Genomic DNA, 22,677 nt, shown 5'->3' on the forward strand with positions numbered 1-22,677 from the left:
AAATGAAAAAGCCATGTTATCAGAAGTGATAGCATGGCTTTTTTGCTAATAACACTAAACCAAGAATTACTTTTCACTATTTTATCCAACAATCTCGTAAAATAGAAGGTTGGTATAATGACAAATTGTGAAAATATGACTTTAGATGTAATCATAATAGGTGGAGGACCTATCGGGATGGCTGCCGGTATTGAAGCTCAAAAGAAAGGACTAAACTATCTAATTATTGAAAAAGGATGTTTAGTTAACTCTTTATTCAATTACCCTGCGAATATGACCTTCTTTTCCACTTCCGAAAAATTGGAGATTGGAGGTGTTCCTTTTATCTCACATAACCCAAGACCAACAAGAAGAGAGGCGTTAGAATACTATAGAAGAGTTCAAACAAAATGGAATCTTAATATCCATTTATTTGAAGAGGTAAACGAAGTACAGAAACTTGGCCCAGAACAGTTTGAGGTTAAGACCAATAAAGTGGAATACTTTAGTAAAAATATAATTGTAGCTACAGGTTTCTATGGTTTACCAAACTTAATGAACATAGAAGGGGAAGATCTTCCAAAGGTAAAACACTATTATGATGATCCGCATCTATATTCTTTTCAGAAGATTGTAGTTGTCGGAGCTGCCAATTCAGCAATTGATGCAGCTTTAGAAACTTACAGAAAAGGAGCCGAAGTCACTTTAGTCATCAGGGAAGAAGAAATAAGTCAGCGTGTAAAATATTGGGTAAGACCCGATATCATAAATCGTATAAAAGAAGGAAGTATAAAAGCTTACTTCAATTCTAGTTTAAATTCTATTTCAGAACAAAACGTCATCATTGAAACACCTGAAGGTTCTTTTGAGATAGAGAATGATTTCGTTTTAGCAATGACAGGCTATAAACCCGATTTTAGCCTTTTAGAAAAAATGGGTATCATTTTAGCAGAGGATGAGTTGATGACTCCTAGTTACAATGAAGATACTCATGAAACTAATGTAGAAGGTATATATTTAGCTGGGGTTATTTGTGGAGGTATGCAAACCAACACATGGTTTATTGAGAATTCACGTGTTCATGCTGAAATAATAATAGAAGAAATTAGCAGAAAAGTACAATAGTTAATTATTTTGGATATTATTTCAGTGTAAATAGATTAATACTAAAACTAATGAAACTAATATCCAATCCACATAAAATGCTGAAAGCCTTTTTAGGTCTACAGTTCGTAGTCGCCATTCTTCTTTTATCTCCTTCCATTTCAAATGCCCAAGGAATTATGGTGGGTGCCAGAGGAAATATCAGTATGACAGGTATGAGTGCACCTAAAGCAGGCTTCAAATTTTCACAAGGCGTAGGCTTTACTGGTGGTGTACTTTTAAATGTTGCCTCTAGTGACTTATTTTCCATACAACCAGAATGGAATTATTCATTCTCTAGCATGGAAGCAAAAGGTACAAAGCTAAAATTATCCTATTCGCAGATTCCTATCCTATTTAAACTTTCAAAAGGTTCTAATCTAAGATGGTTTGTAAATGGAGGCCCTGCTATCAATCTTTTAATGGAGGCAAAAGAGGAAGGAAGCATCGCAATTTCTGATGGCAGTTTAGCACCTCAAGAAAACCTCAATAGAAGCGTTAAAAACACTTTAGATGCCTACAATGTATCTCTACTATTTGGTGGTGGTGTCATTGTGAAGAACATCTTGGTTGAACTTCGCTATAATCTAGGGTTAAGTGATATCGCACCAAACGATAGTAATTATATTTATCGTACAAGAGGTCTAGAATTATCTATTGGGTACGTTCTTTTTCTCTAAATGTACTTTCACTCTCATTCCTTACAAATTGAATAATTCCCCTATAACGGAATTATTCAATTTCTCCTCAGATTTTTATTTATATAACAAGCTTGGGTTAGTCTCTTCCAATAAAAATCCCGACCTTTGCGGTTAGCTTAGAATCTATTTCTGACTATCAAATTATATAACATATATGTATCAGAGAATTGTCAAAGTACTTTGGGTAATTTTTGGTATAGGTTTGCTCTGTCTTGTTTTATGGCCATTTGCCATCAAAAACAACTGGGGAAATCTGGTAGGAAAAATGCCTGACCCAAAGGTATTGGAGAATCCTAAAAATGACTTAGCATCCGAACTGTATTCAGCCGACGGAGTTTTATTGGGAAAATATTTTCGTTATAACCGTACAAAGGTACCTTATGACTCACTTTCCACTAATTTGATTGATGCACTGATCTCATCTGAAGATATCCGATACTTTGATCATAGTGGTATCGATATGATCGGTACATTTGCAGCCCCTTATTATTTGCTTAAAGGAAATAAGCGTGGATCAAGTACGATTACACAACAGCTTGCTAAAATTCTTTTTAGAACGCGTAGAGATGAAGGTCTGCAAGGACTTTTAAACAGTGGCTACGGTTTTTTGCCAACCGTAATCAATAAGTTCAAAGAATGGGTTCTAGCCTATGAACTGGAAAAAGCTTATACCAAAGAAGAGATCATCGAAATGTATATGAATACGTTCGAATTTGGTAGTAATGCCTTTGGTATTGATGTAGCAAGTAAAACTTTCTTTGATACGACTCCGAGCCAACTTACGGTTTCTCAATCAGCAATGCTTGTTGCTATGCTCAGAAACCCTACAAAATATAGCCCTGTTTATCACCCAGAAAAAGCGAAAGAAGCTAGAAATGTGGTGCTAAATCAGATGGCTAAATACAAAGAAATTGATAAAGTAGAGGCTGATTCATTGAAAAGTGCAGACTTAGGACTGCAATACAATGTAGAAAATCACGTAAAAGGTCTTGCGCCATACTTTAGAGCCGAAATCAGAAAAGTACTGCTTGACTTCTGTCGTCAGCAAAACTTAGATTTGTTCTCCGATGGTCTAAAAATTTATACGACGATTGATTCAAGAATGCAGAAATATGCTGAAGAAGCCGTAAATCAGCATATGAAGCATCAGAACAAACTGTTCAAAGATCACTGGAAAAGACCTAGCCATATCAAAGCCAATGATTACAACTGGGGGCCTTGGATTGATAGAGAAGGGAAACAAATTGAAGGTTTTCTAAAGTATGAAATGAAGAAAACACAGGCTTACAGAAACATGCGTAGAAAATACGATGGTGATTCTGTAAAAATGTGGAATGAACTTACTAAGAAAAGAGAAATGACTGTCTTTTCATGGACTGCTGATGGAAATGAAACAGACACCCTGTTCAGTTCTTGGGATTCACTCAATTACTATAAGCAGATGCTTCATATGGGTATGATGAGTATGGAACCTGGAACTGGTAAAATTAAAGCTTGGGTAGGTGGTGTTGATTTCAAATACTTCAAATACGACCAAGTAAAACAAGGTTACAGACAACCAGGTTCGACCTTTAAACCTTTGTTGTACTCTGCAGCCATGGACATCAACCTTCAGAGATACAATCCTTGTACAAAAGTTTTGGATGTTCCTGTAACATTTGAACCAAGTGAAACAGGTAGTGGAGAAAGCTGGACACCTAAAAATGCGGGTCCTTATTCTGGAGAAGAAATGACTCTTCGTCAAGCAATGGCTCGATCAGTGAATACAGCTGCGGCTAAATTGGTAAAAGAATTAACACCACAAAGGCTAGTTTCTTACGCTAGAGATAAATTCGGATTCAAATACATGAGAGATAAGCACTTTAACTTCATGTTGAGTAAATCTGAAAGAGCTGATGGTGTTTCTGGATATAATAAAAAGCCAATCAATGCTGTCCCTGCACTATGTTTGGGTACTGAAGATGTTTCTATCTATGAACTAACAGCTGCTTACGGTACTTTCTTCAATAAAGGAGTTTGGACTGAACCGCTTTTCATTACGAGAATAGAAGATAAACATGGACGTGTAATTGCCGAGTTTACTCCTCAAAAGATTGAAGCTCTTTCGGAAGAAAAAGCGTACTTGATGACTTATATGCTAAGAGGATCTAACGAAGAATCAGGTGGTACAACACTTGGTTTGCACCGTTACAACTTCAAAAAGGATAAAGAAACTGGTCAGGTATATCAAGTAGGAGGAAAAACAGGTACCACCTCAAACTTCTCGGATGCTTGGTTTGTTGGAGCTACAAGTGACTTTATGACTGGTGTATGGAGTGGTGGAGAAAACAGAAGTATTCACTTCAGATCAATCACTTATGGTCAAGGTGCTAGACAAGCTATGCCTGCTGCAGCAATCTTTATGGACAAAGTTTATGCTGATTCAGCTTTATGCTCAGACTTAAATTATACAAGAGCAGACTTTGCAAAACCTTCAAGACCTTTAAGCGTACGTTTAGATTGTATTGATGAATTGATTGTTGCTCCAGATTCTGCTTTAGTAGAAAATGATTCTCTAGTGCAAGAAGTAGATTCTCAAAAGCAAGAGTACTTTATTCCATCTGATGTAGATGATGAAGATGAAGATATCTTGTAATTGAATATAGATTTTCAACATTAAAAAATCCTCATACACGTTGTTGTATGAGGATTTCTTTTTACAATTAAATTTCTTTAGGCAATCGAATCGCTTTGATATAAGGAGTCAATTCTTTGAAAGTAACTTCATGTACTTCATCTGGTTCTTCAGAGTTATGATCATAAATTACTTCTACGAAAATCTGTCTCATATAATAGAGCGCTTTTTTGTTAGTTTTGCATACGATCTCTATTAATTTCTCACCGTAGCTTGATACACATAGATATTTACTTTCTATGGGCTGTTTGTTGAAGTACTCAATAGATGATACGAACATAATAGTTAAGGAAAATAAAGGAGTCTTAAATGGTTTAAGCGGACCCTCAACTTTTGTTTGATCGCATACTCAGAGCTTTAAGTGGAAAACTTACATTCTCCAAATAGCGTAGCAGTTGTTGGTCTTCTTTTACTTCTAATACACTTTCGATTTTTAGCATATTACGATATGTAACCTCTATATACGAATTGTTCAATGAAAAAAGAACTTTTCTTCGATCTCCGTACTTAGTTTCTGCCAAAAAATAACCATAATCTAAAAGTAATTCAATTCTAAAATCAAGGGGTATATTATTAAAGCTCATAGAGAAGTTGTTTGTTAAATGATTTTTTAGCTGAGTTAGTTTTTTTAGTACAGTAGTACCTTTTCTTTCATCTCTATAAAGTAAATCTATACCCTTTTAATTCGAGAATAGATTCACTTTCATCCTATCTTCCTATAAAGTCTTTAAAAATCCATTATACAGAACTACCCGTTTATATTCCACTTTTGTTTTTGTACTTTCTTTATCTTAAATTTTAATTCTTTATGAAATTACGACTTGCGATCTAACTAAAAACGATGAACACATTTAACAAACCAGAAACTAAAAGGAAACCAACAATATGGGAAGCACTCATTCCGATTGTTTTCCTAATTGGAATGCTCATTCTCAATGTACTTACTTTTGGAGATGCAGGAATGGATGGTTCCATTCAGATTATCCTGATTTTTTCAACCGCAATTGCCTCTATAATTTTATTAAGAAGAGGGTATTCATGGGAAGAATTACAAAGTGGAATTGTCAAAAGCACTATGTCTGCTTATCCTTCTATCCTCATTCTTTTACTAATCGGGGCCTTAGCTGGTTCTTGGATGGTGAGTGGTATAGTTCCTGCCATGATTTATTATGGCCTTAAAGTATTGAACCCTACCATTTTCCTTGTTGCAAGTTGCTTGATTTGTGCATTGGTATCTGTTGTATCAGGAAGCTCATGGTCTACTGTTGCCACTGTCGGAATTGCTCTTTTAGGTATCGGAAAAGCATTGGGTTTTAGTGAAGGATTGATAGCTGGAGCAATCATTTCTGGAGCTTATTTCGGAGACAAAATCTCTCCACTATCAGATACAACGAATTTAGCACCTGCTGTATCGGGCACTGATCTTTTTACACATATCCGATACATGATCTACACAACAGTGCCTACATTTATCATAACCTTAATAATTTTCTTGGTACTTGGCTTAAATGGAAATGGAGATATTGATCCTACAGCTCAAGTAAGTGGCGTTCTTTCTGCCATAGAAAATAAATTTAACCTTACTCCTGCCCTATTTCTAGTTCCTGTAATTGTATTTATACTAATTCTGAAAAAAATGCCTGCAGCTCCTGTGCTTTTGATCGGCTCTTTACTAGGGATTGTTTGGGCTTTTATTTTTCAAGGAGATAGCCTTTTAGAAGTTGCCGGTGAAAATGTAGACCACGCTTATTTCAGAGGTGGAATGCAAGCCTTATTCGGAGATATTTCATTGGTTACAGAAAGTGACATGGTCAATGATCTTCTCTCTGCTGGTGGTATGGCAGGTATGCTAAACACCGTTTGGCTAATCTTGATGGCTATGGCATTTGGTGGGGTAATGGATGCAGGAGGCTTACTTAAAAAACTTACAGATAGTCTTCTTACGCTTGTAAGTTCAGAGACTTCATTAGTAGGAAGCACTGCTTTTAGTTGTATTTTTCTAAATGTTACAACCTCAGATCAGTATATGTCTATTGTGGTACCAGGAAAGATGTATGCTGATGCCTTCAAAGAAAAAGGTTTAGCACCAGAAAACTTGAGTAGAACCTTAGAAGACACGGGTACTGTAACTTCAGTTCTTGTACCTTGGAATACATGTGGAGCAACACAAGCAGGAGTTTTAGGAGTACCTACACTAGAATATTTCTATTATTGCTTCTTTAATATGATGAGTCCTATTATGACAATGCTTTTCATAACTTTCAAAATAAAGATCAAAAGGCTAAAAGAAGAACGTACTACAGAACCTGTTTCAGAAGTTGTTGAAGCCTAATTATTTGCTAGTAACTTTCTAAATTCTAGGATATATTACGGTTGGATTTTTAAAGCTTTCTTTATACTCCAACCGTTTTTCTTTTACATAATAGGCTATGCAAGTACAAACCATTTTTGAAACGGAGCGACTTTTTCTCAGACCTGCAAACGAAGAGGATGCAACTTTTTACCTTGAACTGATGAATTCACCAAAGTACATTGAATTTATTGGTGATCGTAATGTAAGGTCTGTTTCAGATGCTATTGATTATATCAGAGAAAAAATCTATCCGCAGTATGAACGATTGGGGTACTCCGCTTATACGGTAATCAGAAAATCGGATGGTAAAAAAATAGGTACTTGCGGATTGTATGACCGAATCGGGATTGAAGGAATAGATATTGGTTTTGGATTTTTACCCCAATTCGAAAAGCAAGGTTATGCTTTCGAAGCTGCCTCTAAACTAAAGGAAGTGGCTTTTGAAGCATTTGGAATTACTACAATAAGTGGAATTACTACAAAAGAGAATTTTGCCTCTCAAAAGTTATTAGAAAGGTTAGGGCTAAAGCAAATAGGTACTCAAATTCTTCCAACCGAAACTGAAGAACTACTTTTATATAGCCTTAAAAGAGAACTCAGATCAAACTGAAATTCACTTTTTATCATAAATATTTAATTGTCAACAGACTAAACTATATCGTGTCAAATATGAAAAAATTCATAGCAATAATCACACTATTACTCTCCACTTCTTTCTTTGTCTCAGCACAAGATATCGACAAACAAGAAATCAAAGCAACAATACAAAAGCTTTTTGATGGGATGAGAGCAAGTGATAAAACGGCTGTTGAAAATGTTTTTGCACCAAATGCTCAATTATTCACAATAGTTGGTGGAGAAGGTGAAACCAATGTAAGAAAAGGAAAGCTTGAAGATTTTTTAAATGCAATCGCAGCCCCTCACGAGCTAGTTTTTGATGAAAGAATCTGGTCTTACAAAATAGAAACCGATGGGATGTTGGCTACAGCATGGACAGAATATACATTCTTTCTTGGAGAGCACATGAGTCATTGTGGTGTAAATGCATTCCAACTATACAAAGCAGATGAAGAATGGCTTATTCTGCAGATTACAGACACAAGAAAAAAATACGATTGTAAAACTGAGCCTACTAACAATTCGCAACTAACCAAAGAACTTGATCTTCTATTGGACAATTGGCATAAAGCTGCTGCGAAAGCTGATGCTGATGCATATTTTGGAAAAATTGCTGAGTCTGGAATTTACCTAGGAACAGATAAAACTGAGCGTTGGACAAAAGAAAAATTTTGGAGCTTTGCAAAACCCTACTTTGACAAAGGAAAAGCATGGGACTTTAAAGCGACAAAAAGAGATATTGTCTTTGGTGAAAACAATAAATATGCTTGGTTTGATGAACTTCTGGATACATGGATGGGAACTTGTAGAGGTTCAGGAGTTTTGAAGTTTGAAAACGGAGAATGGCTCATCGAACAATACAATCTTACGGTCACTGTACCGAATGACAAAATTCAAGATGTGATAAAAGCCATTGGAGAAAATACCAAATAAGCTGAGAACAACAGTTCTACTTTTTAAAACTAGCTGTCAATTTCCTTAGACTATTTAAGGGAATTGACAGTTTTTATTTCTGAGATATCCATCTTTCCATCCTCTAAAAACGATACTTTAACTTCATATTAAGTCGCTTTAAGACTTTTCTCTTTAGCAGATTGTATGATTTCAATAGTTTTACTTCAGCTCTTTATTAAGAGTGAATCAAATCAGCTAATTTACTAAACCAAGAAAAGTTACTTACAAGTGGCATGAAGATCTATCTGACCCTTACCACCATCCTTTTATCTTTATTATTCTCTGCAAATTTGAATGCTCAAACAGAGCTCCCACAAAAAAGAAAATCTGTTGGTGTGGTATTCAGTGGTGGAGGCGCAAAAGGCATTGCCCTTGTTGGAGTACTAAAAGTGCTAGAAGAGAATGGAATCCCTATCGACTACATCACAGGAACCTCAATGGGTGCTATCATTGGAGGATTTTATGCCGCAGGCTATAACGCCCATGAATTAGACAGTATAATTCGTTCTGAAGATTTTCAAATTTGGACAAGTGGCGACCTTCCTTTACAAGAACGAAATTTATTTTGGAGCAAACCTCCATCTCCTGGTTGGGTGGATTTACAAGTTTCATTAGATTCATCTCTTCAAACCACTTTCCAACGTAGTTTTCTAAGTGATGCTTCTCTAAATTTTGCTTTATCATCATTCTTATTTGAAGCAAGTGACAAATCGAATTACAACTTTGATAGTCTGCCCATCCCATTCCGATGTGTTGCATCAAATGTTTTTTCCAAAAAACAGGTCATCCTAAAAGAAGGAGATTTAGCACAGTCTATACGAGCATCAATGGCTGTCCCTTTGGTTTATAGACCTGTGAAAATCGATAATCGATATTTATTTGATGGATTAGTCTACAATAACTTTCCAGTAAGTGTGATGATTGATGAATTCAACCCTGATGTGATTATTGGCGTGAACCTAGGTACAGAAGAAGGTTTTGAAGGCTATCCCGAAGGACAAGATGAAGAATTAATCAAGAACAGTATGAATGTCATTACCTTCTTGATGTCAGATAAGTCCAAACCCACCAAATATCTCAAAGAGAAAGATATTTACATTCCGCTTCCTGTAGATGATTATTTTCAGCTAGATTTTTCCCCTGTAGATTCACTTATCAAAATAGGGACAGAACAGACCGAGAGCTACATTGATGAAATTCTAGAAAAAGTAGGTCCACTTCCCGAAGACCGATCACGTTATCGAGAGTCTTTAGTAGATTATGACCATGATAAGGAAATCGTACAAAAAGTTGTCACAGACTTAAGAATGACAAAAAGACAACAACGTTTTGTTCGAAGAATCATTAAAGATAAAAATGAAGACCTGATTTCTCTTCAACAAACAAATGACAGATATAATAAACTGATTTCAACAACATACTTTAAGGACATAAATCCATATTTCATAACGGATATAAGTACAGGACTACCAAAATTTTATTTAGACTTTAATCCCGAAAGCAAACTGAACTTAAACCTTGGTGGTAATGTGGCTACTTTTGCCAATAGTCAGGTTTACTTTGATATCAATATGGATTTCCTAAGCCAAAACCTCTATAATCTAGGTCTTAACCTTTTTGCAGGCATTTTCTACAAATCGAGTAAGTTTGAAGGCTCTGCTCTTTTTCCCGATAAAAAGAGTCTAAAACTCACACTTGATTTCACCCATATCGAAAGAGATTACACCCGAACCGATAACTTATTAACAAGTAATATTAGCCAAAGCACGTTGGTTGAAAGAAGTGAAAACTTTATAAATGCTAGCATAGACAAAGAATTAGAAAAAAGAGATATTCTTTATTTTAGAGTTAGTAGCTACAATGCCAAGAATACATTTTTCAGAGATAATACACAGCCTTCTGAAAACTTTGCTTTAGATATCAGTGGAAATGTAAGATACAATGCCGGCTTATTTGCAGTCGGCTATCTATATGATAAACTCAACGACCCCAACTACCCTACAAATGGTGCTAAATATTTAGCAGAAGGTAAACTGATCATTGGTCACGAAGATTCAAAAGTCACTGATGATAGCGTACAAATAGACACTGATGCTAGTAGGAATTGGTTTCAAGTAAAAGGTCGAGCAGAAAAGTATTATGAAAAGGTAAAATGGGGATGGGGATTTTCAGCAGAAGCGCTATTCTCTACAGTACCCGAATTTGGTACTTACTCTGCGACACTTTTACACACACCTGTTTACTACCCCTTGAAAAACAGCTTCTTCAACTTTTCTAAAGCATTTAGAGCTTCCTCGTATTTAGCAGGATCACTTACTCTTTATTACAAATTATCAAAGACGACCCAATTAAGAGCATCTGTCCATTCTTTTACAGGTTGGGGAAGAGTGGAAGAAGATGGAGAATTCAGTGAAATTCCAATTATAGAATACAACAACAATAACTCCGATACTGCTATAGACTTTTCTTTTGTTGCACAAACCCCTGTGGGACCTTTGTCACTGAGTACAAACTACTCAAGTGACCCTCAGATGGAATGGTCTTTCTACATTAATTTTGGATACCTGCTCTACAACCCTAATCGTTTTGAAGATTAAAATATGAAACCTGAATTCATCATTAAGCGTTAAACCATATTGTAATTCTTATTCAAAGAAAATCAAAATACGAAACAAAAGATGATTGCAAAATATTTAGCCTCAGGTTTAGCCGTTTATGCTGGAGCATGGCTTATGGACTATTTTAACTGGGGTGTATCAATTGATAACTACTGGACGGCTCTAATCGCTGCCATTATTATAGGCTTCCTTAATGCCATTGTAAAACCAATCTTAACAATACTTACCATCCCTGTCACAATCTTGACATTTGGTCTGTTTCTAATTTTCATCAACACCTTGATGTTTTATTGGACAGGCTCATTGGTAGATGGTTTTGATGTTCAAAGTATGTGGGCTGCACTTGGGTTTAGTATTTTCTACAGCATTGCCCAAGGTTTTATCTTTGATGCTTTCGGAATTAAAGAAAACAACTAATAAAACATTTAGTCTAATCCTCTATTTAAGTTAAATCTTTCCTAGAGGATTTTTTATGTCCGTATCAATCATCTTCTGTTCATTTCAATGAGAGCCGCCAAACTATTCTTCAAAAAGACATTTATTCTCCTTTTCATCCTTACAATCTCCTTTACGCTAGGCTTATTCTACTTTTTCAAATCAAAAGATGCTCCAATTCTAAAAGGCGAGGTCATTCATCATATCAAATACAAAAAAGATTTAACCTTAGATTTATACCTCCCAACAAATAAAGTTTACTCCAAAAGTCCTGTTATTTTATTTATACATGGTGGTGCTTGGATGGTTGGGAGAAAAGAAACCATAAACCTTAACAGATTTCATGGTGCGATCAATAAGTTAAGAGATAAAGGATATGCGGTTGTAAGCCCTGAATACACACTCGCTCAAAATGGGCATTCACCTTTTCCAAATTGTATTAACGATGGGATTGATGCTCTACAATGGATAAAAAATAATGCAGAAAACTACACCTTTGACCTAAACAATATTGGTGTATTTGGTGAATCTGCTGGAGCACAGATTGCAATGATGACTGCTCTTGCGCAAGGGAAAGGTTTTCACGATACAAAATTGAAAGCTCAGTACATTGTAGATATTTACGGCCCGAACAACCTTGATGCTTTATACCATATGCCACTTGTTGATTCTGCCTACAAAATGCTTGAAAGTGTTCCTGCATCATTTCGCTCTAACTTCGATATCACAAAGCATTTATTTGGATTTGACCCAAAAGTAGATCCAGAGAAAACAAAACTCTTTATGGAGAAATATTCTCCGATCAGATATACTGATGAAAACTGTCCTCCTGTACTCATTATTCATGGAAAAAATGACCAAGTGGTACCCGTTTCTCAAAGTCTAGATTTTCAACATTTACTTGATAGCATTGGTATACAAAATGAAATTCATTTGCTTGATAGTGTTGATCATACTTTTAGAGGGATTACCGAAACACAACGATCCGAAGTTCAAGATTGGGTCATTGACTTTATTGAAAGGAATTATCAGAAATAAAAAAAAGCCTCAAACAGTTAGCTCTGTCTGAGACTTTTTTTTATGTATAAATTATGCTTAGTGCATCATACCGACAGCTTGCTCCTCCTGTTCCTCTTCACTTGTTTCTTCTTCTTTTCTAGAATTATAAAAGCCGTAGAAAAGAATATAAAGATAACAAACTACAGGAATGATAAAGGACATTTGCACACCAATTATATCAGCCAAATAACCTTGAACCAAAGGAATAAGTGCTCCACCCAAGATTGCCATTACCAAAAGTGAAGATGCCTGACCTGTATATTTCCCGAGTCCTTTAATAGCCAATGTAAAAATATTTGGCCACATGATACTATTAAAAATCCCAACTCCAATTAATGCCCACATTGCAATATTTCCATTTGTAAACATCGCTACAAGAATAAGAATCACACTTACCGATGCAAAAATCCCAAGTGTTCTACCTGCCACACTTTTACCCAAAATAAAAGCAACAAAGTTTATTCCTATAATAAATAAATACGGAATAACAGTTTCGAAGCTAACATCTGCAATTGCAAAGATTAACCCAAATGATAAGCTAGAAGCCAAAACCATATAAAGGTATTTCTTACTTTGTGGCATATCACTCAAAGATATTGCACCCGAAAAACGACCAATCATTGCACCACCCCAATAATAAGCAAGAAAGTTCTTAGCTGTAGCTTCTTCTAATCCCATGATATTTTCAAGGCCAATGAAATTGATTAGAAAACTACCAATCGCAACTTCACCGCCTACATAAGTGAAAATAGCAATTGTACCCAACGAAAGATTTGGGAATTTCAAAGCTCCAATTCCTTTTACAATCTCAGAGTCATTCACAAAATTAGGTAGCTTAATCAATTTGAAAACAATAGCCATCAGAAGAAATAACGCTCCAAAAACCAAGTAAGGGACTTTTACCGCATCACCTGACATTGCTTCCGAAAAAAAGAGGTCAAAAATCAAATATCCACCAAGAATAGGAGCAATAGTAGTTCCTAACGAATTGAATGCTTGTGACATATTTAATCTTGATGAAGCCGTTTCAGCAGGGCCAAGAATAGAAACATAAGGGTTTGCCGCAATTTGTAGCATCGTGAACCCAAGTCCTAAAATAAATAGTGCAGAAAGAAAGAATCCATACATGGCATATTGAGCTGCAGGATAAAATAAGAAACAGCCTACACTAGAAATCACTAAACCGATTACAATTCCATTCTGGTAACCAATTTTATTGATTGGGTCTCCAAATTTGAGTGACAATAAAAAGTAAATAAGAGAACCAATAAAATAAGCCCCAAAAAATGCGAACTGTACTAGCATCGCTTGCCAGTACTTCAAATCGAATAAATCTTTTAAGTATGGAATGAGAATATCATTCATACAAGTCAAGAAACCCCACATAAAAAATAGGGCTGTAATAATCATTAAGATTGATTTGTTGCTGTCTTTGTTCATAGTTAAAAATGGTAATAAAGGAATTCATCTTAGACAGAGATATTTCCTTTTATATATGAGTATGTTATTGTTTTCAGTTTTATAGTGCTATATCCATTTTCAATACCAAATAGAATTTATAAGTAAACAAGTTTGAATTAGGATAATGAATAAAGTTAGGAAGTTCGCTGAATAAGCTAGATGAATATTATTTCAATTGAGAAGGTCTAATGTTTCTTTTAGGTCATTTCAATCATTTAAGGACATATTCGTTAAGTCTATGAAATAAGATCTAGTGATTTGAGCGAACCCTTGACTTGAAATTTAAAAAGTTTTTTAGGTACTGAAAAAAATCTATAGAAGCTGAAAAAGATTGCCTATCAGATAAAAAGCAAAAAAATACAACTGTTATTCAAACACTTAATAAAACATTGAGTCTTAAAGGGATTCAAGTAATTGCACTTAAAAACAATATTTTTTTTCTACATCAACTCCTTCTACTCTTATTAAGAGCAAAAAAAATCACTTCAGAATAATATTCTGAAGTGATACAATTTCCCATCATTTAACTATTAGTAGATGGCGCTGAGTTTCTCAAAACTCTCACCATTTAACCTATACTGGAATAAGCCTTCTGGTGAAGAAACTATCCAGTTACCATTATTAGGTATTACATCATTTGCCACCAAATCAATGGTAAATTTATGCTTTGGCTGTTTTCTATTTTCTACATCCAAAACTCTAATAAAACTTTGATCGCAAACCATGAGTGTATTCCCACTTACGCCCAAACCTTTGGGGCCATCCATATTTACTTCAGAAACTAACTGAATATTGGTTGGGTCAGAAACATTCACTATATCTAGTTGATTAAGCCCTCTATTACACCACGTTTCACTACTTCTTAGCGTCACATAAGCATAGACACCATCAGAAACTACAGGATCACAGCTTACAATATGATGATAGACACCTAAGAAAGATGGAATTTCTCGATTAGAAATATCATAGATATACATCCCTGACTGAGAGCCAATATAAAGTTGATCTCCTAATGGAAAAATAGTTTCGATATCATTTCCGATATAAATCGAATTGGTCAGTACTGGTTTTGCAGGATCTTCTAGGCTGTATACCTGCATATCGTATTGATCAACAGTATACAGATGATTTCCAGTGATTGCAAAACGAGCTAAAGAACCGCCTTTTCCGCTTGAGACTAAATCTCCTGAAGGAGACAGTGAAGCATCTTCAGAACCTTCACAAGAAATAAGTGTAGCTAACAAAAAAGCTGAAAAGTATAAAATGTATTTTTTCATGATGTTAGTTTTTAACTGGCAGGATTATTACTAGCCCAAGCAACAATATATTCAGGCTCTTTTGATTGAGATCGGTCATAATTGTAAGGGACATAATCCAAGTCTGGAGGAGTTAGCCCAGGAAAAATATTTCTGACCCTATTTATTTCAGCAATTGAACCATCTATATTCAGACTTACACTAACCATATCCACCGCATTATCTGCATAGATTACATTTCCTTTTACAGCTATATCAACATTTCCAGGGATTTTGAGGAAGCCTGTTCTTTGAGGGTTAATTGGGTCGGTATTGTTGATAATATGGATTCCTTTATACTTTTCATTTAGAAAAATATAATCTCCAAAAATATACAGCTTACCAGGTTGAATAATTTCTTGAGGGCCCATCTTCTTGACTGAACTTTCCAATTCCGTTCTTGTCATGTAAATAGGTTCGTATTCTGAGTAATCTCCACCCCATTGGTCAACTACTACATCATCTTCCTCCTCACCCATATCGATGTAGCAGGAAGTAAGTGTTGAACTAAAAAAAAGTAAGTAGAGTAGTTTTTTATAAAGTTTCATAGCACATCATCATTAGATTCTTCTATACGACAAGCACTCCTAATGATTTGACATTCAATCAAACTAACTTCTTAGAATATTATAAAAACACATAAAAATAAGTCAAAGGGATTTTTAGTTTAATGCAAAAAAAAAGCCCACCAAAGGTGAACTTCTTTTGTAACCCAAAAACTAACTATTACTCATTGCTACTTTCTACTATAATCTTATATATCTTGTGGGCTTAAAGCCTCTTTATATCTTTGTTTTTTTTCGATACTCAAAAGTAGTAATCTTCTAAGACAAGGTAGAATTTATATTGCTAATAAAAATTAATATGTCTGTTAACGATATTATATTAAAATCTGCCCTGTCATTAGAATAACACAAATCACTCTCTTTTTAATTCAAAATTTTCTTATTTACTTCACAGCAAAATAGAGCATTATTCTAAAGGAAGTTCGTTTCCAAATTCACCTATGAATCACTTATTAAAAGAAGTACGAGTATTAGTTCAAAAAGAAATGACCTTAGAGTGGAGAGATCGCTCATCGCTCAATGGTATTTTACTCTATACTTTCAGTACTGTATTTGTGTGTTACCTAAGTTTTAACCAACAAAAAGTACATCTTCATCAGATTACTTGGAATACATTATTCTGGATCATACAACTCTTCACGGTCACAAATGCCATTGCAAAATGCTTTGACCAAGAAAAAGGAGGACGCTATTTCTTTTATTATAGTTTGGTAAGTCCACAAGCACTCATCTTGTCAAAGATCATTTATAATGCATTCTTAAGTTCCATCATTGCATTGGTTGGTTTTGTACTTTACTCATTTGTGATGGATAACCCTGTGCAGGATCTGACACTCTTTAGCTTTGTATTACTACTAGGGGCCATTGGCTTTTCAACAAGTTTAACTTTGATTGCTGGTATTGCATCAAAAGCCAGTAACAGCAGTAGTTTAATGGCTGTACTCGGATTCCCTGTAATTCTCCCAATGATCTTATTATTGGTAAAAGCCTCAAAAAATGCCATTGATGGTTTGGCTTGGAGTGCGAGTCAAGATGAAGTAGTCACGCTAATTGGGGTTGATTTTATAGTAGTAGCCATATCAATACTACTTTTTCCCTACTTATGGAGAAGTTAATAGGCTACAAAAAATAACTATTCTCCCTTTGATTTGTTAAATTTATGTCGATTAATAAATAGTTCCCAATTTGAGGGAAGTTACAGCACTTTGTTTTTATAATCTTCTGATAATGATAAAAAAAGGTTGGAAACTACTTACAGTCTTTATTCTTCTGTATGTAGTGGTTGGAGGACTAATTTTTGAAGTCCCTAGATTGAATATTCTAAACGAAACAATTAGGAACTTATTTTTCCATGTTCCAATGTGGTTTGGAATGGTCATTCTATTGCTTGTAGGAGTAATCCATTCAATTAAATACCTCAGACATCAACGTCCTGAAAATGATATTAAAGCCGTTGAGTTTGTAAACGCTGGAGTTTTCTTTGGTATTCTAGGATTACTTACTGGAATGATTTGGGCAAATTATACTTGGGGAACACCATGGACAGGTGATCCAAAATTGAACTCTACAGCTATCGGTATGATGATTTATTTCGCATATCTTTTACTTAGAGGGGCTTTCCAAGACGAAAACCGAAGAGCTAGAATCAGTGCGATTTATAATATCTTTGCCTTTGTCAATTTCCTTGTTCTCATCTTTGTTTTACCAAGATTGACCGATTCTCTTCACCCAGGAAATGGTGGAAACCCAGGCTTTAACGCCTACGAACTTGACGTATCTTTACGTAAAGTATTTTATCCTGCTGTTATTGGTTGGACTTTATTAGGGGTTTGGATGGCCAATGCTCGTATTCGCCTACGCCTACTAGAATTAAAACTATTGGAGAACTCAAGCAATTAATCTGAAGTCATGAAAAAATTACTAATTATATTACAATTCGTTTTTACCTTTTTAGTTACATTACCTGTATTTTCGCAAGATAAAATTGCGATTACTGAAGAAGATTATTCCAACCAATCTGTTGAAATGGCCGATCAAATGCGTGACAACGGAAAAATCTATGTGGTTGTAGCTGTTGTAGCAACTATTTTGGGAGGAATGTTTGTCTATCTTTATGCAATCGACAAAAAAGTTGCAAAGTTAGAAGAAATGGTGAACGAACAAGAGGCTTAATATCATGAAAAAATTACACATATTTTTCTTAGCAATTATTGCTATTGGTATCGGATTGATTGTTTCGACAGCGGGAAATGCAAGTCAGTATGTAACATTCTCGAAAGCAGAAGCACTTGCTGCCGATGGTGACAATGCAAAAATTCACGTAATTGGAGAACTTACAAAAGAAGGTGGAGTTGTTACAGGAATTGAGTACAACCCAGCAAAAGATCCTAACTTCTTGGCATTTATGCTGGAAGATGAAGATAAGATTGTAAGAAGAGTGGTATGTTACAACCCTCCTCCATCAATGAGAGATTTTGAAAAATCAGAGAAAGTAGTTGTTATCGGACGAGCTGGAGATAAAGGTGATTTTGTTGCTAGCGAAATTCTGATGAAATGTCCTTCTAAATATGAAGAGAAACAACTATAATTTATTTCTCTAACAATATAAAAAGCGGAACTTAGGCCAAAACCTATGTTCCGCTTTTTTATTTACCTATACACTATTCGCACAAAAAAAATCCTCAGCTATTGCCGAGGATTTATAAGTAAGTGATAAGGGAAAATGAATATATATGCTTATTTAGGTAATTTGTTCGTAAAGTATACTTTGTTAGAAATCACATCTAGAGGTGAGATTGCTGAAAGGTCAGTATAGATTAGAGAGTTTCCTTCAAACTCGAATACCAATTCTACAGACTCATTTACATCTCTTGGCTCTTTGATACCTTTGAAGTCAGCGATAACTTGCTCACCTGCTCTTTCCCAAGTACCAAAAGCGATTCCGTTTCTTTCGTCATCAAAATTGGCAGTTACACTACCATCAGCATTAAATCTTAATTCAACTTTTGCCTCCTCTTCAGCTGGTGAAACTTCTAGTTCTGTTTGAACCCAAAGTCCTACTACTGGATCTGGTCCTACTTCGTCATTGTCGTCTTTGTCACATGAAGAAAATGCTACCAATGCTGAAAGTGCGATGATTAATTTGAATACCTTTTTCATATCTCTTAGTTTATTTGATTATTAAAGTTTTTTACTTGCTTTCGATATATAAGAGGGCATTCTGTTGAAAAAGGTTGGAGCGTTTTTTTAGACTTAACTTATTTTACCATTGAAACACTTATTTTAAAAATATCTATAATTCAGTCATTTATGTAAATATTCACAAACTAAAGAGAGGTAGCAAACTGTATCAAACTAAACTTAAAGAGCATTTTACTTTAAAAATCAAAAGAGCGAATTGCGATGCGAATATTTTAAAGTTAAATTGAAGATAGAGCTATTAAAGCTTCAGATCACTTTTACATTTTATACATATAAAGCCTATTTCTGTAAAGGCATTCATTTTTAAATTCATCCAAATGAAACGTAACTTTTTAGTTTTTCTTTCAGTCTGCTGCATGTATTTAGGCGTAAGCATTTTTCTTCTCAGATGCGAAAAACCAGAAGAGCAAACTGAAACAACCTACGTTCATTCTTCAGAAACACTTTCTCAACACGGATATATAGGTAGTAAAAACTGTATCGATTGCCATAAAGAACAGCATGATGAATGGATGAATTCTCATCATGATTTAGCAATGAAAGAAGCAAATAGCCAATTTATAAGAGGAGATTTCAATGATGTACAGTGGGAAGAAGATAGTATGAAATATCTCTTTTATAAAAAAGACTCAACTTACTTTGTACAGATTACGGAAGAAAACTCAACGAACAACTACCCTATCAAATACACATTTGGATGGGAACCTCTTCAACAATACCTTATTGAATTCCCTAATGGAAAATACCAAACTTTAAGAGCTTCATGGGATACAGAGGAGAAAAAGTGGTTTCATCAGTACCCAGACACAATCATTCCACAAGGAGATTGGCTACACTGGACCGAAAATGCTCAGAATTGGAATAACATGTGTGCTTCTTGTCACAGTACTAATCTAGAAAAAAATTTCAATGAAGATCAGTTTGCCTATAACACTACATTTTCTGAAATTAATGTAGCTTGTGAAGCTTGCCATGGCCCAGGAGAAAAGCATGCTAATGCAATGAAAAACGGAGAAAAGTACGATGAAAAGCTATGGAATTTATCTGCTCAACAAACTCAAGTAAGCGTCTGTGGCTCATGCCATGCTAGAAGAACAATGCTAACCAATGACAATAACCCTCACCCAGAATATTTAAGTCGCTTCTTCCCTGCACTTATTACAAAAGACAATTACCATCCTGATGGGCAAATTGACAATGAAGACTATGTGCTTAGTTCATTTCTGTCTAGTAAAATGTCCCAAAACAATGTGAGATGTACAAGTTGTCATAACCCTCATACCACAAAACTAAAATTCAATGACAATCGACTTTGTACGCAATGCCATGAACAGTCATATGCACTAGAAGAGCATCACTTTCACCCTATGGATAGTGAAGGGGCGCAATGTATAAACTGTCATATGGATGGGAAAAAATATATGGGAAATGACTACAGAAGAGATCATAGTTTTAGAATCCCGAGACCAGACCAAAGTATAACATACGGTACACCTAACGCATGTACGAGTTGTCATGAAGATAAAAGTGACAAATGGGCTAAGGAAGCCATCGAAAAGCATTTTGGGAAAGAAAGAAAATATCACTTTTCAGATGACTTACTTCCGGGAAGTAAACTTGATGAAAAATCAGCTCCACATTTGGTCAAGTTAATTGCTGATTCCACTCAAACTGATTTGGTAAGGGCTACAGCATTGCAATACCTTTCATACATAATGACAGAAGCGCATTTACCAATCTTTATTGAGGCTATGACCAAGCCCAACACACCTTTACTCAGACAAGCTGCGTATACGCATTCGCTTCAAGTACCACAACTCAGACAAACAGAAACAGCTTGGCAAGGTCTTAAAGATTCTATTCGAGCCGTACGTATTGCAAGTTTCCGCCTTATTGCTGATTTAAATATTCCTACTTCTTATCAAGAAGACTATAACAAAGTACAAAAAGAATATGAAGAAATGCTGTTTGCTAATGCAGACATGGTAAATGGTCAAGTTCAGAAAGGAGATTATCACCAAAGAATGGGAGAACCACAAAAAGCTATTAAAGCTTATCAGTACTCATTGAAAATGGATAGCCTACAAATTCCTGTCAGATTGAATCTTGCGATCATTCTTAGTAATCAAGGTCGTTCATATGATGCATTGGAAGTACTCAAACCAGCAGTAGAAATTCAAGAAAACAATGAAACGGCACATTATTACTTAGGACTCCTATACGGTGAACTTAATGACTTTCCAATGTCTATCAAGCATCTAAAAAAAGCTGCTATAATAGCTCCTCAAAATGAAACCTATACCTACAATTTGATTGTCACCCTCATGAAGAATAATCAGAGAATTGATGCTAAAAAAATCCTTGATTCTGCCTTACGTACTTTACCTAATTCTCAACGAATTCAGAGTCTTATTCCATACTTCCAATCTACTCAATAGTCTTATGGAAAAGTCCTAGAATCACTGTTAAACTGTATAACATTCGTTAATCAACTATTAAATCAATTGAGAACTAAACGATTACTTTTGTATTTACTATAATTAACTCTATTTTACATTTCATTCTTTAATTAGTAATTTTTTTAATCATCATTTTTTATGGAAAATACAGATCAAAAATTCCGATTTGTTGGTAAAAAAGGAGAGTTTTTCGGGATTGAAATTCTAAACATTGTATTCACATTCATCACTTTGGGGCTTTACTACCCTTGGGCTAAAGCTAACCGACTAAAGTATATTTATGGGAATACTGAATTTGCAGGTTCTTCATTTGCTTTTCTTGGTACAGGTAAAGAAATGTTCAAAGGATTTATCAAAGCTGTTCTTATCATCGGAGCTTTGTATGCAGTCTATATTGCAGGAATCTTTTCTCAAGAACCATCTCTTATTTTAGCTGGGGCATTAATCATGTTATTAGGAGTAATTTTCCTTGTTCCTGTAGCCATTCACGGAGGTCTAAAATATCGTTTGTCTCGTACAACATGGAGAACTGTTCACATGGGCTACAGAGGAAAACTATCTGACCTTATGAAGATATATGTAAAAGGTATACTTCTTTCAATAGTTACACTAGGTATCTACTCTTTCTGGTTTGAGGTTGAATTGAGAAAATACATTCTCAAAAATGTAAGACTTGGTAATCTTGAGATGGAATTCAAAGGTGATGGTTCTACTTACTTTGGAACCTTCTTCCTCGGATATATCCTATCAACAGTTACTTTAGGTATTTACTCTTTCTGGTGGATGAGAGACTTGTACCGTTTCTTCTGGGATAACACTTATGTTATTCAAGATGGTCGTGAAATCAAGATGGAATTTACAGGTACAGCAGGTGGTTTCTTCAAAACGCTTATCGGTAACTTCTTAATCGTTGTTTTCACTTTTGGTCTAGGTACTCCAATTGCGATTATTCGTATGCTTTCATTTGTAATCGAAAACACGGGTATTAGAGGAACTCTAAACCTAGATGCAATTGAGCAAACAGAAGAGCAATACAAAGATGCTACAGGCGAAGACCTTGCAGACATGTTAGAAATTGATGCATTCTAATCGTGTAGCTTAATATGATTTTAAATACTACCTTAAAGGAAATTTGGGGTAGTATTTTTTTATATCTAAAAA

Annotated in this window: 21 protein-coding genes; 15 read left to right on the forward strand and 6 right to left on the reverse strand. The window is 35.1% G+C overall.

All coding sequences use genetic code 11. The features are described 5' to 3' along the window. The first annotated feature begins 117 nt into the window (after positions 1 to 117). The 3 genes from BC781_RS08090 to BC781_RS08100 all read left to right on the forward strand — a co-directional run bounded on the left by BC781_RS08090 (position 118) and on the right by BC781_RS08100 (position 4,458). Positions 118 to 1,104, forward strand: coding sequence for a YpdA family putative bacillithiol disulfide reductase (locus tag BC781_RS08090; RefSeq protein ID WP_245935597.1), 987 nt, complete (start codon positions 118 to 120; stop codon positions 1,102 to 1,104). A 50-nt stretch (positions 1,105 to 1,154) separates the two neighbouring features. Then, complete coding sequence (locus tag BC781_RS08095; RefSeq protein ID WP_109616737.1) at positions 1,155 to 1,802, forward strand: porin family protein; 648 nt, start codon at positions 1,155 to 1,157, stop codon at positions 1,800 to 1,802. 175 nt (positions 1,803 to 1,977) lie between these two features. Beyond that, positions 1,978 to 4,458, forward strand: coding sequence for a transglycosylase domain-containing protein (locus tag BC781_RS08100; protein WP_109616738.1), 2,481 nt, complete (start codon positions 1,978 to 1,980; stop codon positions 4,456 to 4,458). 67 nt (positions 4,459 to 4,525) lie between these two features. Here the strand turns inward: BC781_RS08100 and BC781_RS25800 are convergent, their stop codons facing one another. Further along, positions 4,526 to 4,651, reverse strand: a complete 126-nt coding sequence (locus tag BC781_RS25800; protein ID WP_262510260.1) for a hypothetical protein — start codon at positions 4,649 to 4,651, stop codon at positions 4,526 to 4,528. A gap of 172 nt (positions 4,652 to 4,823) precedes the next feature. Further along, complete coding sequence (locus BC781_RS08110; protein WP_109616740.1) at positions 4,824 to 5,081, reverse strand: hypothetical protein; 258 nt, start codon at positions 5,079 to 5,081, stop codon at positions 4,824 to 4,826. 257 nt (positions 5,082 to 5,338) lie between these two features. Here BC781_RS08110 and nhaC point away from each other — a divergent pair, with 257 nt between their 5' ends. The 6 genes from nhaC (at position 5,339) to BC781_RS08140 (ending at position 12,513) form a co-directional block, all read left to right on the forward strand. Further along, positions 5,339 to 6,829: a Na+/H+ antiporter NhaC gene (gene nhaC / locus BC781_RS08115; RefSeq protein ID WP_109616741.1), complete on the forward strand. Its 1,491-nt coding sequence runs from the start codon at positions 5,339 to 5,341 to the stop codon at positions 6,827 to 6,829. A gap of 97 nt (positions 6,830 to 6,926) precedes the next feature. Next, positions 6,927 to 7,460, forward strand: coding sequence for a GNAT family N-acetyltransferase (locus BC781_RS08120; protein ID WP_109616742.1), 534 nt, complete (start codon positions 6,927 to 6,929; stop codon positions 7,458 to 7,460). Positions 7,461 to 7,519: 59 nt separating this feature from the next. Next, positions 7,520 to 8,401, forward strand: coding sequence for a nuclear transport factor 2 family protein (locus BC781_RS25635; RefSeq protein WP_109616743.1), 882 nt, complete (start codon positions 7,520 to 7,522; stop codon positions 8,399 to 8,401). Positions 8,402 to 8,655: 254 nt separating this feature from the next. After that, positions 8,656 to 11,019, forward strand: coding sequence for a patatin-like phospholipase family protein (locus tag BC781_RS08130; RefSeq protein WP_109616744.1), 2,364 nt, complete (start codon positions 8,656 to 8,658; stop codon positions 11,017 to 11,019). 81 nt (positions 11,020 to 11,100) lie between these two features. Further along, positions 11,101 to 11,457, forward strand: a complete 357-nt coding sequence (locus BC781_RS08135) for a phage holin family protein (RefSeq protein ID WP_109616745.1) — start codon at positions 11,101 to 11,103, stop codon at positions 11,455 to 11,457. Between the two features lie 87 nt (positions 11,458 to 11,544). Beyond that, positions 11,545 to 12,513 carry an alpha/beta hydrolase gene (locus BC781_RS08140; RefSeq protein WP_109616746.1) on the forward strand — a complete coding sequence of 323 codons (969 nt, stop codon included), beginning with the start codon at positions 11,545 to 11,547 and terminating at the stop codon, positions 12,511 to 12,513. A gap of 57 nt (positions 12,514 to 12,570) precedes the next feature. On the opposite strand, the gene BC781_RS08145 is transcribed toward BC781_RS08140, so the two are convergent. The 3 genes from BC781_RS08145 to BC781_RS08155 form a co-directional block, all read right to left on the reverse strand. Next, positions 12,571 to 13,974, reverse strand: coding sequence for a sugar MFS transporter (locus BC781_RS08145; protein ID WP_109616747.1), 1,404 nt, complete (start codon positions 13,972 to 13,974; stop codon positions 12,571 to 12,573). A 551-nt stretch (positions 13,975 to 14,525) separates the two neighbouring features. Then, positions 14,526 to 15,272 (reverse strand): LVIVD repeat-containing protein, encoded by a 747-nt coding sequence (locus tag BC781_RS08150; RefSeq protein ID WP_109616748.1) that lies wholly within the window; start codon positions 15,270 to 15,272, stop codon positions 14,526 to 14,528. 11 nt (positions 15,273 to 15,283) lie between these two features. Further along, positions 15,284 to 15,838, reverse strand: coding sequence for a hypothetical protein (locus BC781_RS08155; protein WP_109616749.1), 555 nt, complete (start codon positions 15,836 to 15,838; stop codon positions 15,284 to 15,286). A gap of 458 nt (positions 15,839 to 16,296) precedes the next feature. On the opposite strand from BC781_RS08155, the gene BC781_RS08160 reads away from it, so the two are divergent. The 4 genes from BC781_RS08160 to BC781_RS08175 all read left to right on the forward strand — a co-directional run bounded on the left by BC781_RS08160 (position 16,297) and on the right by BC781_RS08175 (position 18,443). Further along, the gene (locus BC781_RS08160) at positions 16,297 to 16,971 is read left to right on the forward strand and encodes a heme exporter protein CcmB (protein ID WP_109616750.1); all 675 of its coding nucleotides are present in this window, start codon (positions 16,297 to 16,299) and stop codon (positions 16,969 to 16,971) included. A 112-nt stretch (positions 16,972 to 17,083) separates the two neighbouring features. Continuing rightward, the gene (gene ccsA, locus BC781_RS08165) at positions 17,084 to 17,755 is read left to right on the forward strand and encodes a cytochrome c biogenesis protein (protein ID WP_109616751.1); all 672 of its coding nucleotides are present in this window, start codon (positions 17,084 to 17,086) and stop codon (positions 17,753 to 17,755) included. A 9-nt stretch (positions 17,756 to 17,764) separates the two neighbouring features. Continuing rightward, complete coding sequence (locus BC781_RS08170) at positions 17,765 to 18,028, forward strand: CcmD family protein (protein ID WP_109616752.1); 264 nt, start codon at positions 17,765 to 17,767, stop codon at positions 18,026 to 18,028. A 4-nt stretch (positions 18,029 to 18,032) separates the two neighbouring features. After that, entirely contained in the window at positions 18,033 to 18,443 is a 411-nt protein-coding gene (locus BC781_RS08175) for a cytochrome c maturation protein CcmE domain-containing protein (protein ID WP_109616753.1), read from the forward strand. A gap of 149 nt (positions 18,444 to 18,592) precedes the next feature. Here BC781_RS08175 and BC781_RS08180 read toward each other — a convergent pair whose 3' ends face one another. Continuing rightward, positions 18,593 to 19,015, reverse strand: coding sequence for a hypothetical protein (locus BC781_RS08180; RefSeq protein WP_109616754.1), 423 nt, complete (start codon positions 19,013 to 19,015; stop codon positions 18,593 to 18,595). A 359-nt stretch (positions 19,016 to 19,374) separates the two neighbouring features. Between BC781_RS08180 and BC781_RS08185 the strand changes: the two genes are divergently transcribed. Further along, positions 19,375 to 21,495 carry a HEAT repeat domain-containing protein gene (locus tag BC781_RS08185; protein ID WP_109616755.1) on the forward strand — a complete coding sequence of 707 codons (2,121 nt, stop codon included), beginning with the start codon at positions 19,375 to 19,377 and terminating at the stop codon, positions 21,493 to 21,495. 159 nt (positions 21,496 to 21,654) lie between these two features. Next, entirely contained in the window at positions 21,655 to 22,605 is a 951-nt protein-coding gene (locus BC781_RS08190; protein WP_109616756.1) for a YjgN family protein, read from the forward strand. Positions 22,606 to 22,677 lie beyond the last annotated feature (72 nt).

The sequence above is a fragment of the Sediminitomix flava genome, assembly GCF_003149185.1.
Lineage (GTDB): Bacteria > Bacteroidota > Bacteroidia > Cytophagales > Flammeovirgaceae > Sediminitomix > Sediminitomix flava.

Coding starts and splice junctions, on each gene's coding strand:
- BC781_RS08090 (WP_245935597.1), top strand. CDS start 118: ATGACAAATTGTGAAAATATGACTTTAGATGTAATCATAATAGGTGGA.
- BC781_RS08095 (WP_109616737.1), top strand. CDS start 1,155: ATGAAACTAATATCCAATCCACATAAAATGCTGAAAGCCTTTTTAGGT.
- BC781_RS08100 (WP_109616738.1), top strand. CDS start 1,978: ATGTATCAGAGAATTGTCAAAGTACTTTGGGTAATTTTTGGTATAGGT.
- BC781_RS25800 (WP_262510260.1), bottom strand. CDS start 4,651: ATGAGACAGATTTTCGTAGAAGTAATTTATGATCATAACTCTGAAGAA.
- BC781_RS08110 (WP_109616740.1), bottom strand. CDS start 5,081: ATGAGCTTTAATAATATACCCCTTGATTTTAGAATTGAATTACTTTTA.
- nhaC (WP_109616741.1), top strand. CDS start 5,339: ATGAACACATTTAACAAACCAGAAACTAAAAGGAAACCAACAATATGG.
- BC781_RS08120 (WP_109616742.1), top strand. CDS start 6,927: ATGCAAGTACAAACCATTTTTGAAACGGAGCGACTTTTTCTCAGACCT.
- BC781_RS25635 (WP_109616743.1), top strand. CDS start 7,520: ATGAAAAAATTCATAGCAATAATCACACTATTACTCTCCACTTCTTTC.
- BC781_RS08130 (WP_109616744.1), top strand. CDS start 8,656: ATGAAGATCTATCTGACCCTTACCACCATCCTTTTATCTTTATTATTC.
- BC781_RS08135 (WP_109616745.1), top strand. CDS start 11,101: ATGATTGCAAAATATTTAGCCTCAGGTTTAGCCGTTTATGCTGGAGCA.
- BC781_RS08140 (WP_109616746.1), top strand. CDS start 11,545: ATGAGAGCCGCCAAACTATTCTTCAAAAAGACATTTATTCTCCTTTTC.
- BC781_RS08145 (WP_109616747.1), bottom strand. CDS start 13,974: ATGAACAAAGACAGCAACAAATCAATCTTAATGATTATTACAGCCCTA.
- BC781_RS08150 (WP_109616748.1), bottom strand. CDS start 15,272: ATGAAAAAATACATTTTATACTTTTCAGCTTTTTTGTTAGCTACACTT.
- BC781_RS08155 (WP_109616749.1), bottom strand. CDS start 15,838: ATGAAACTTTATAAAAAACTACTCTACTTACTTTTTTTTAGTTCAACA.
- BC781_RS08160 (WP_109616750.1), top strand. CDS start 16,297: ATGAATCACTTATTAAAAGAAGTACGAGTATTAGTTCAAAAAGAAATG.
- ccsA (WP_109616751.1), top strand. CDS start 17,084: ATGATAAAAAAAGGTTGGAAACTACTTACAGTCTTTATTCTTCTGTAT.
- BC781_RS08170 (WP_109616752.1), top strand. CDS start 17,765: ATGAAAAAATTACTAATTATATTACAATTCGTTTTTACCTTTTTAGTT.
- BC781_RS08175 (WP_109616753.1), top strand. CDS start 18,033: ATGAAAAAATTACACATATTTTTCTTAGCAATTATTGCTATTGGTATC.
- BC781_RS08180 (WP_109616754.1), bottom strand. CDS start 19,015: ATGAAAAAGGTATTCAAATTAATCATCGCACTTTCAGCATTGGTAGCA.
- BC781_RS08185 (WP_109616755.1), top strand. CDS start 19,375: ATGAAACGTAACTTTTTAGTTTTTCTTTCAGTCTGCTGCATGTATTTA.
- BC781_RS08190 (WP_109616756.1), top strand. CDS start 21,655: ATGGAAAATACAGATCAAAAATTCCGATTTGTTGGTAAAAAAGGAGAG.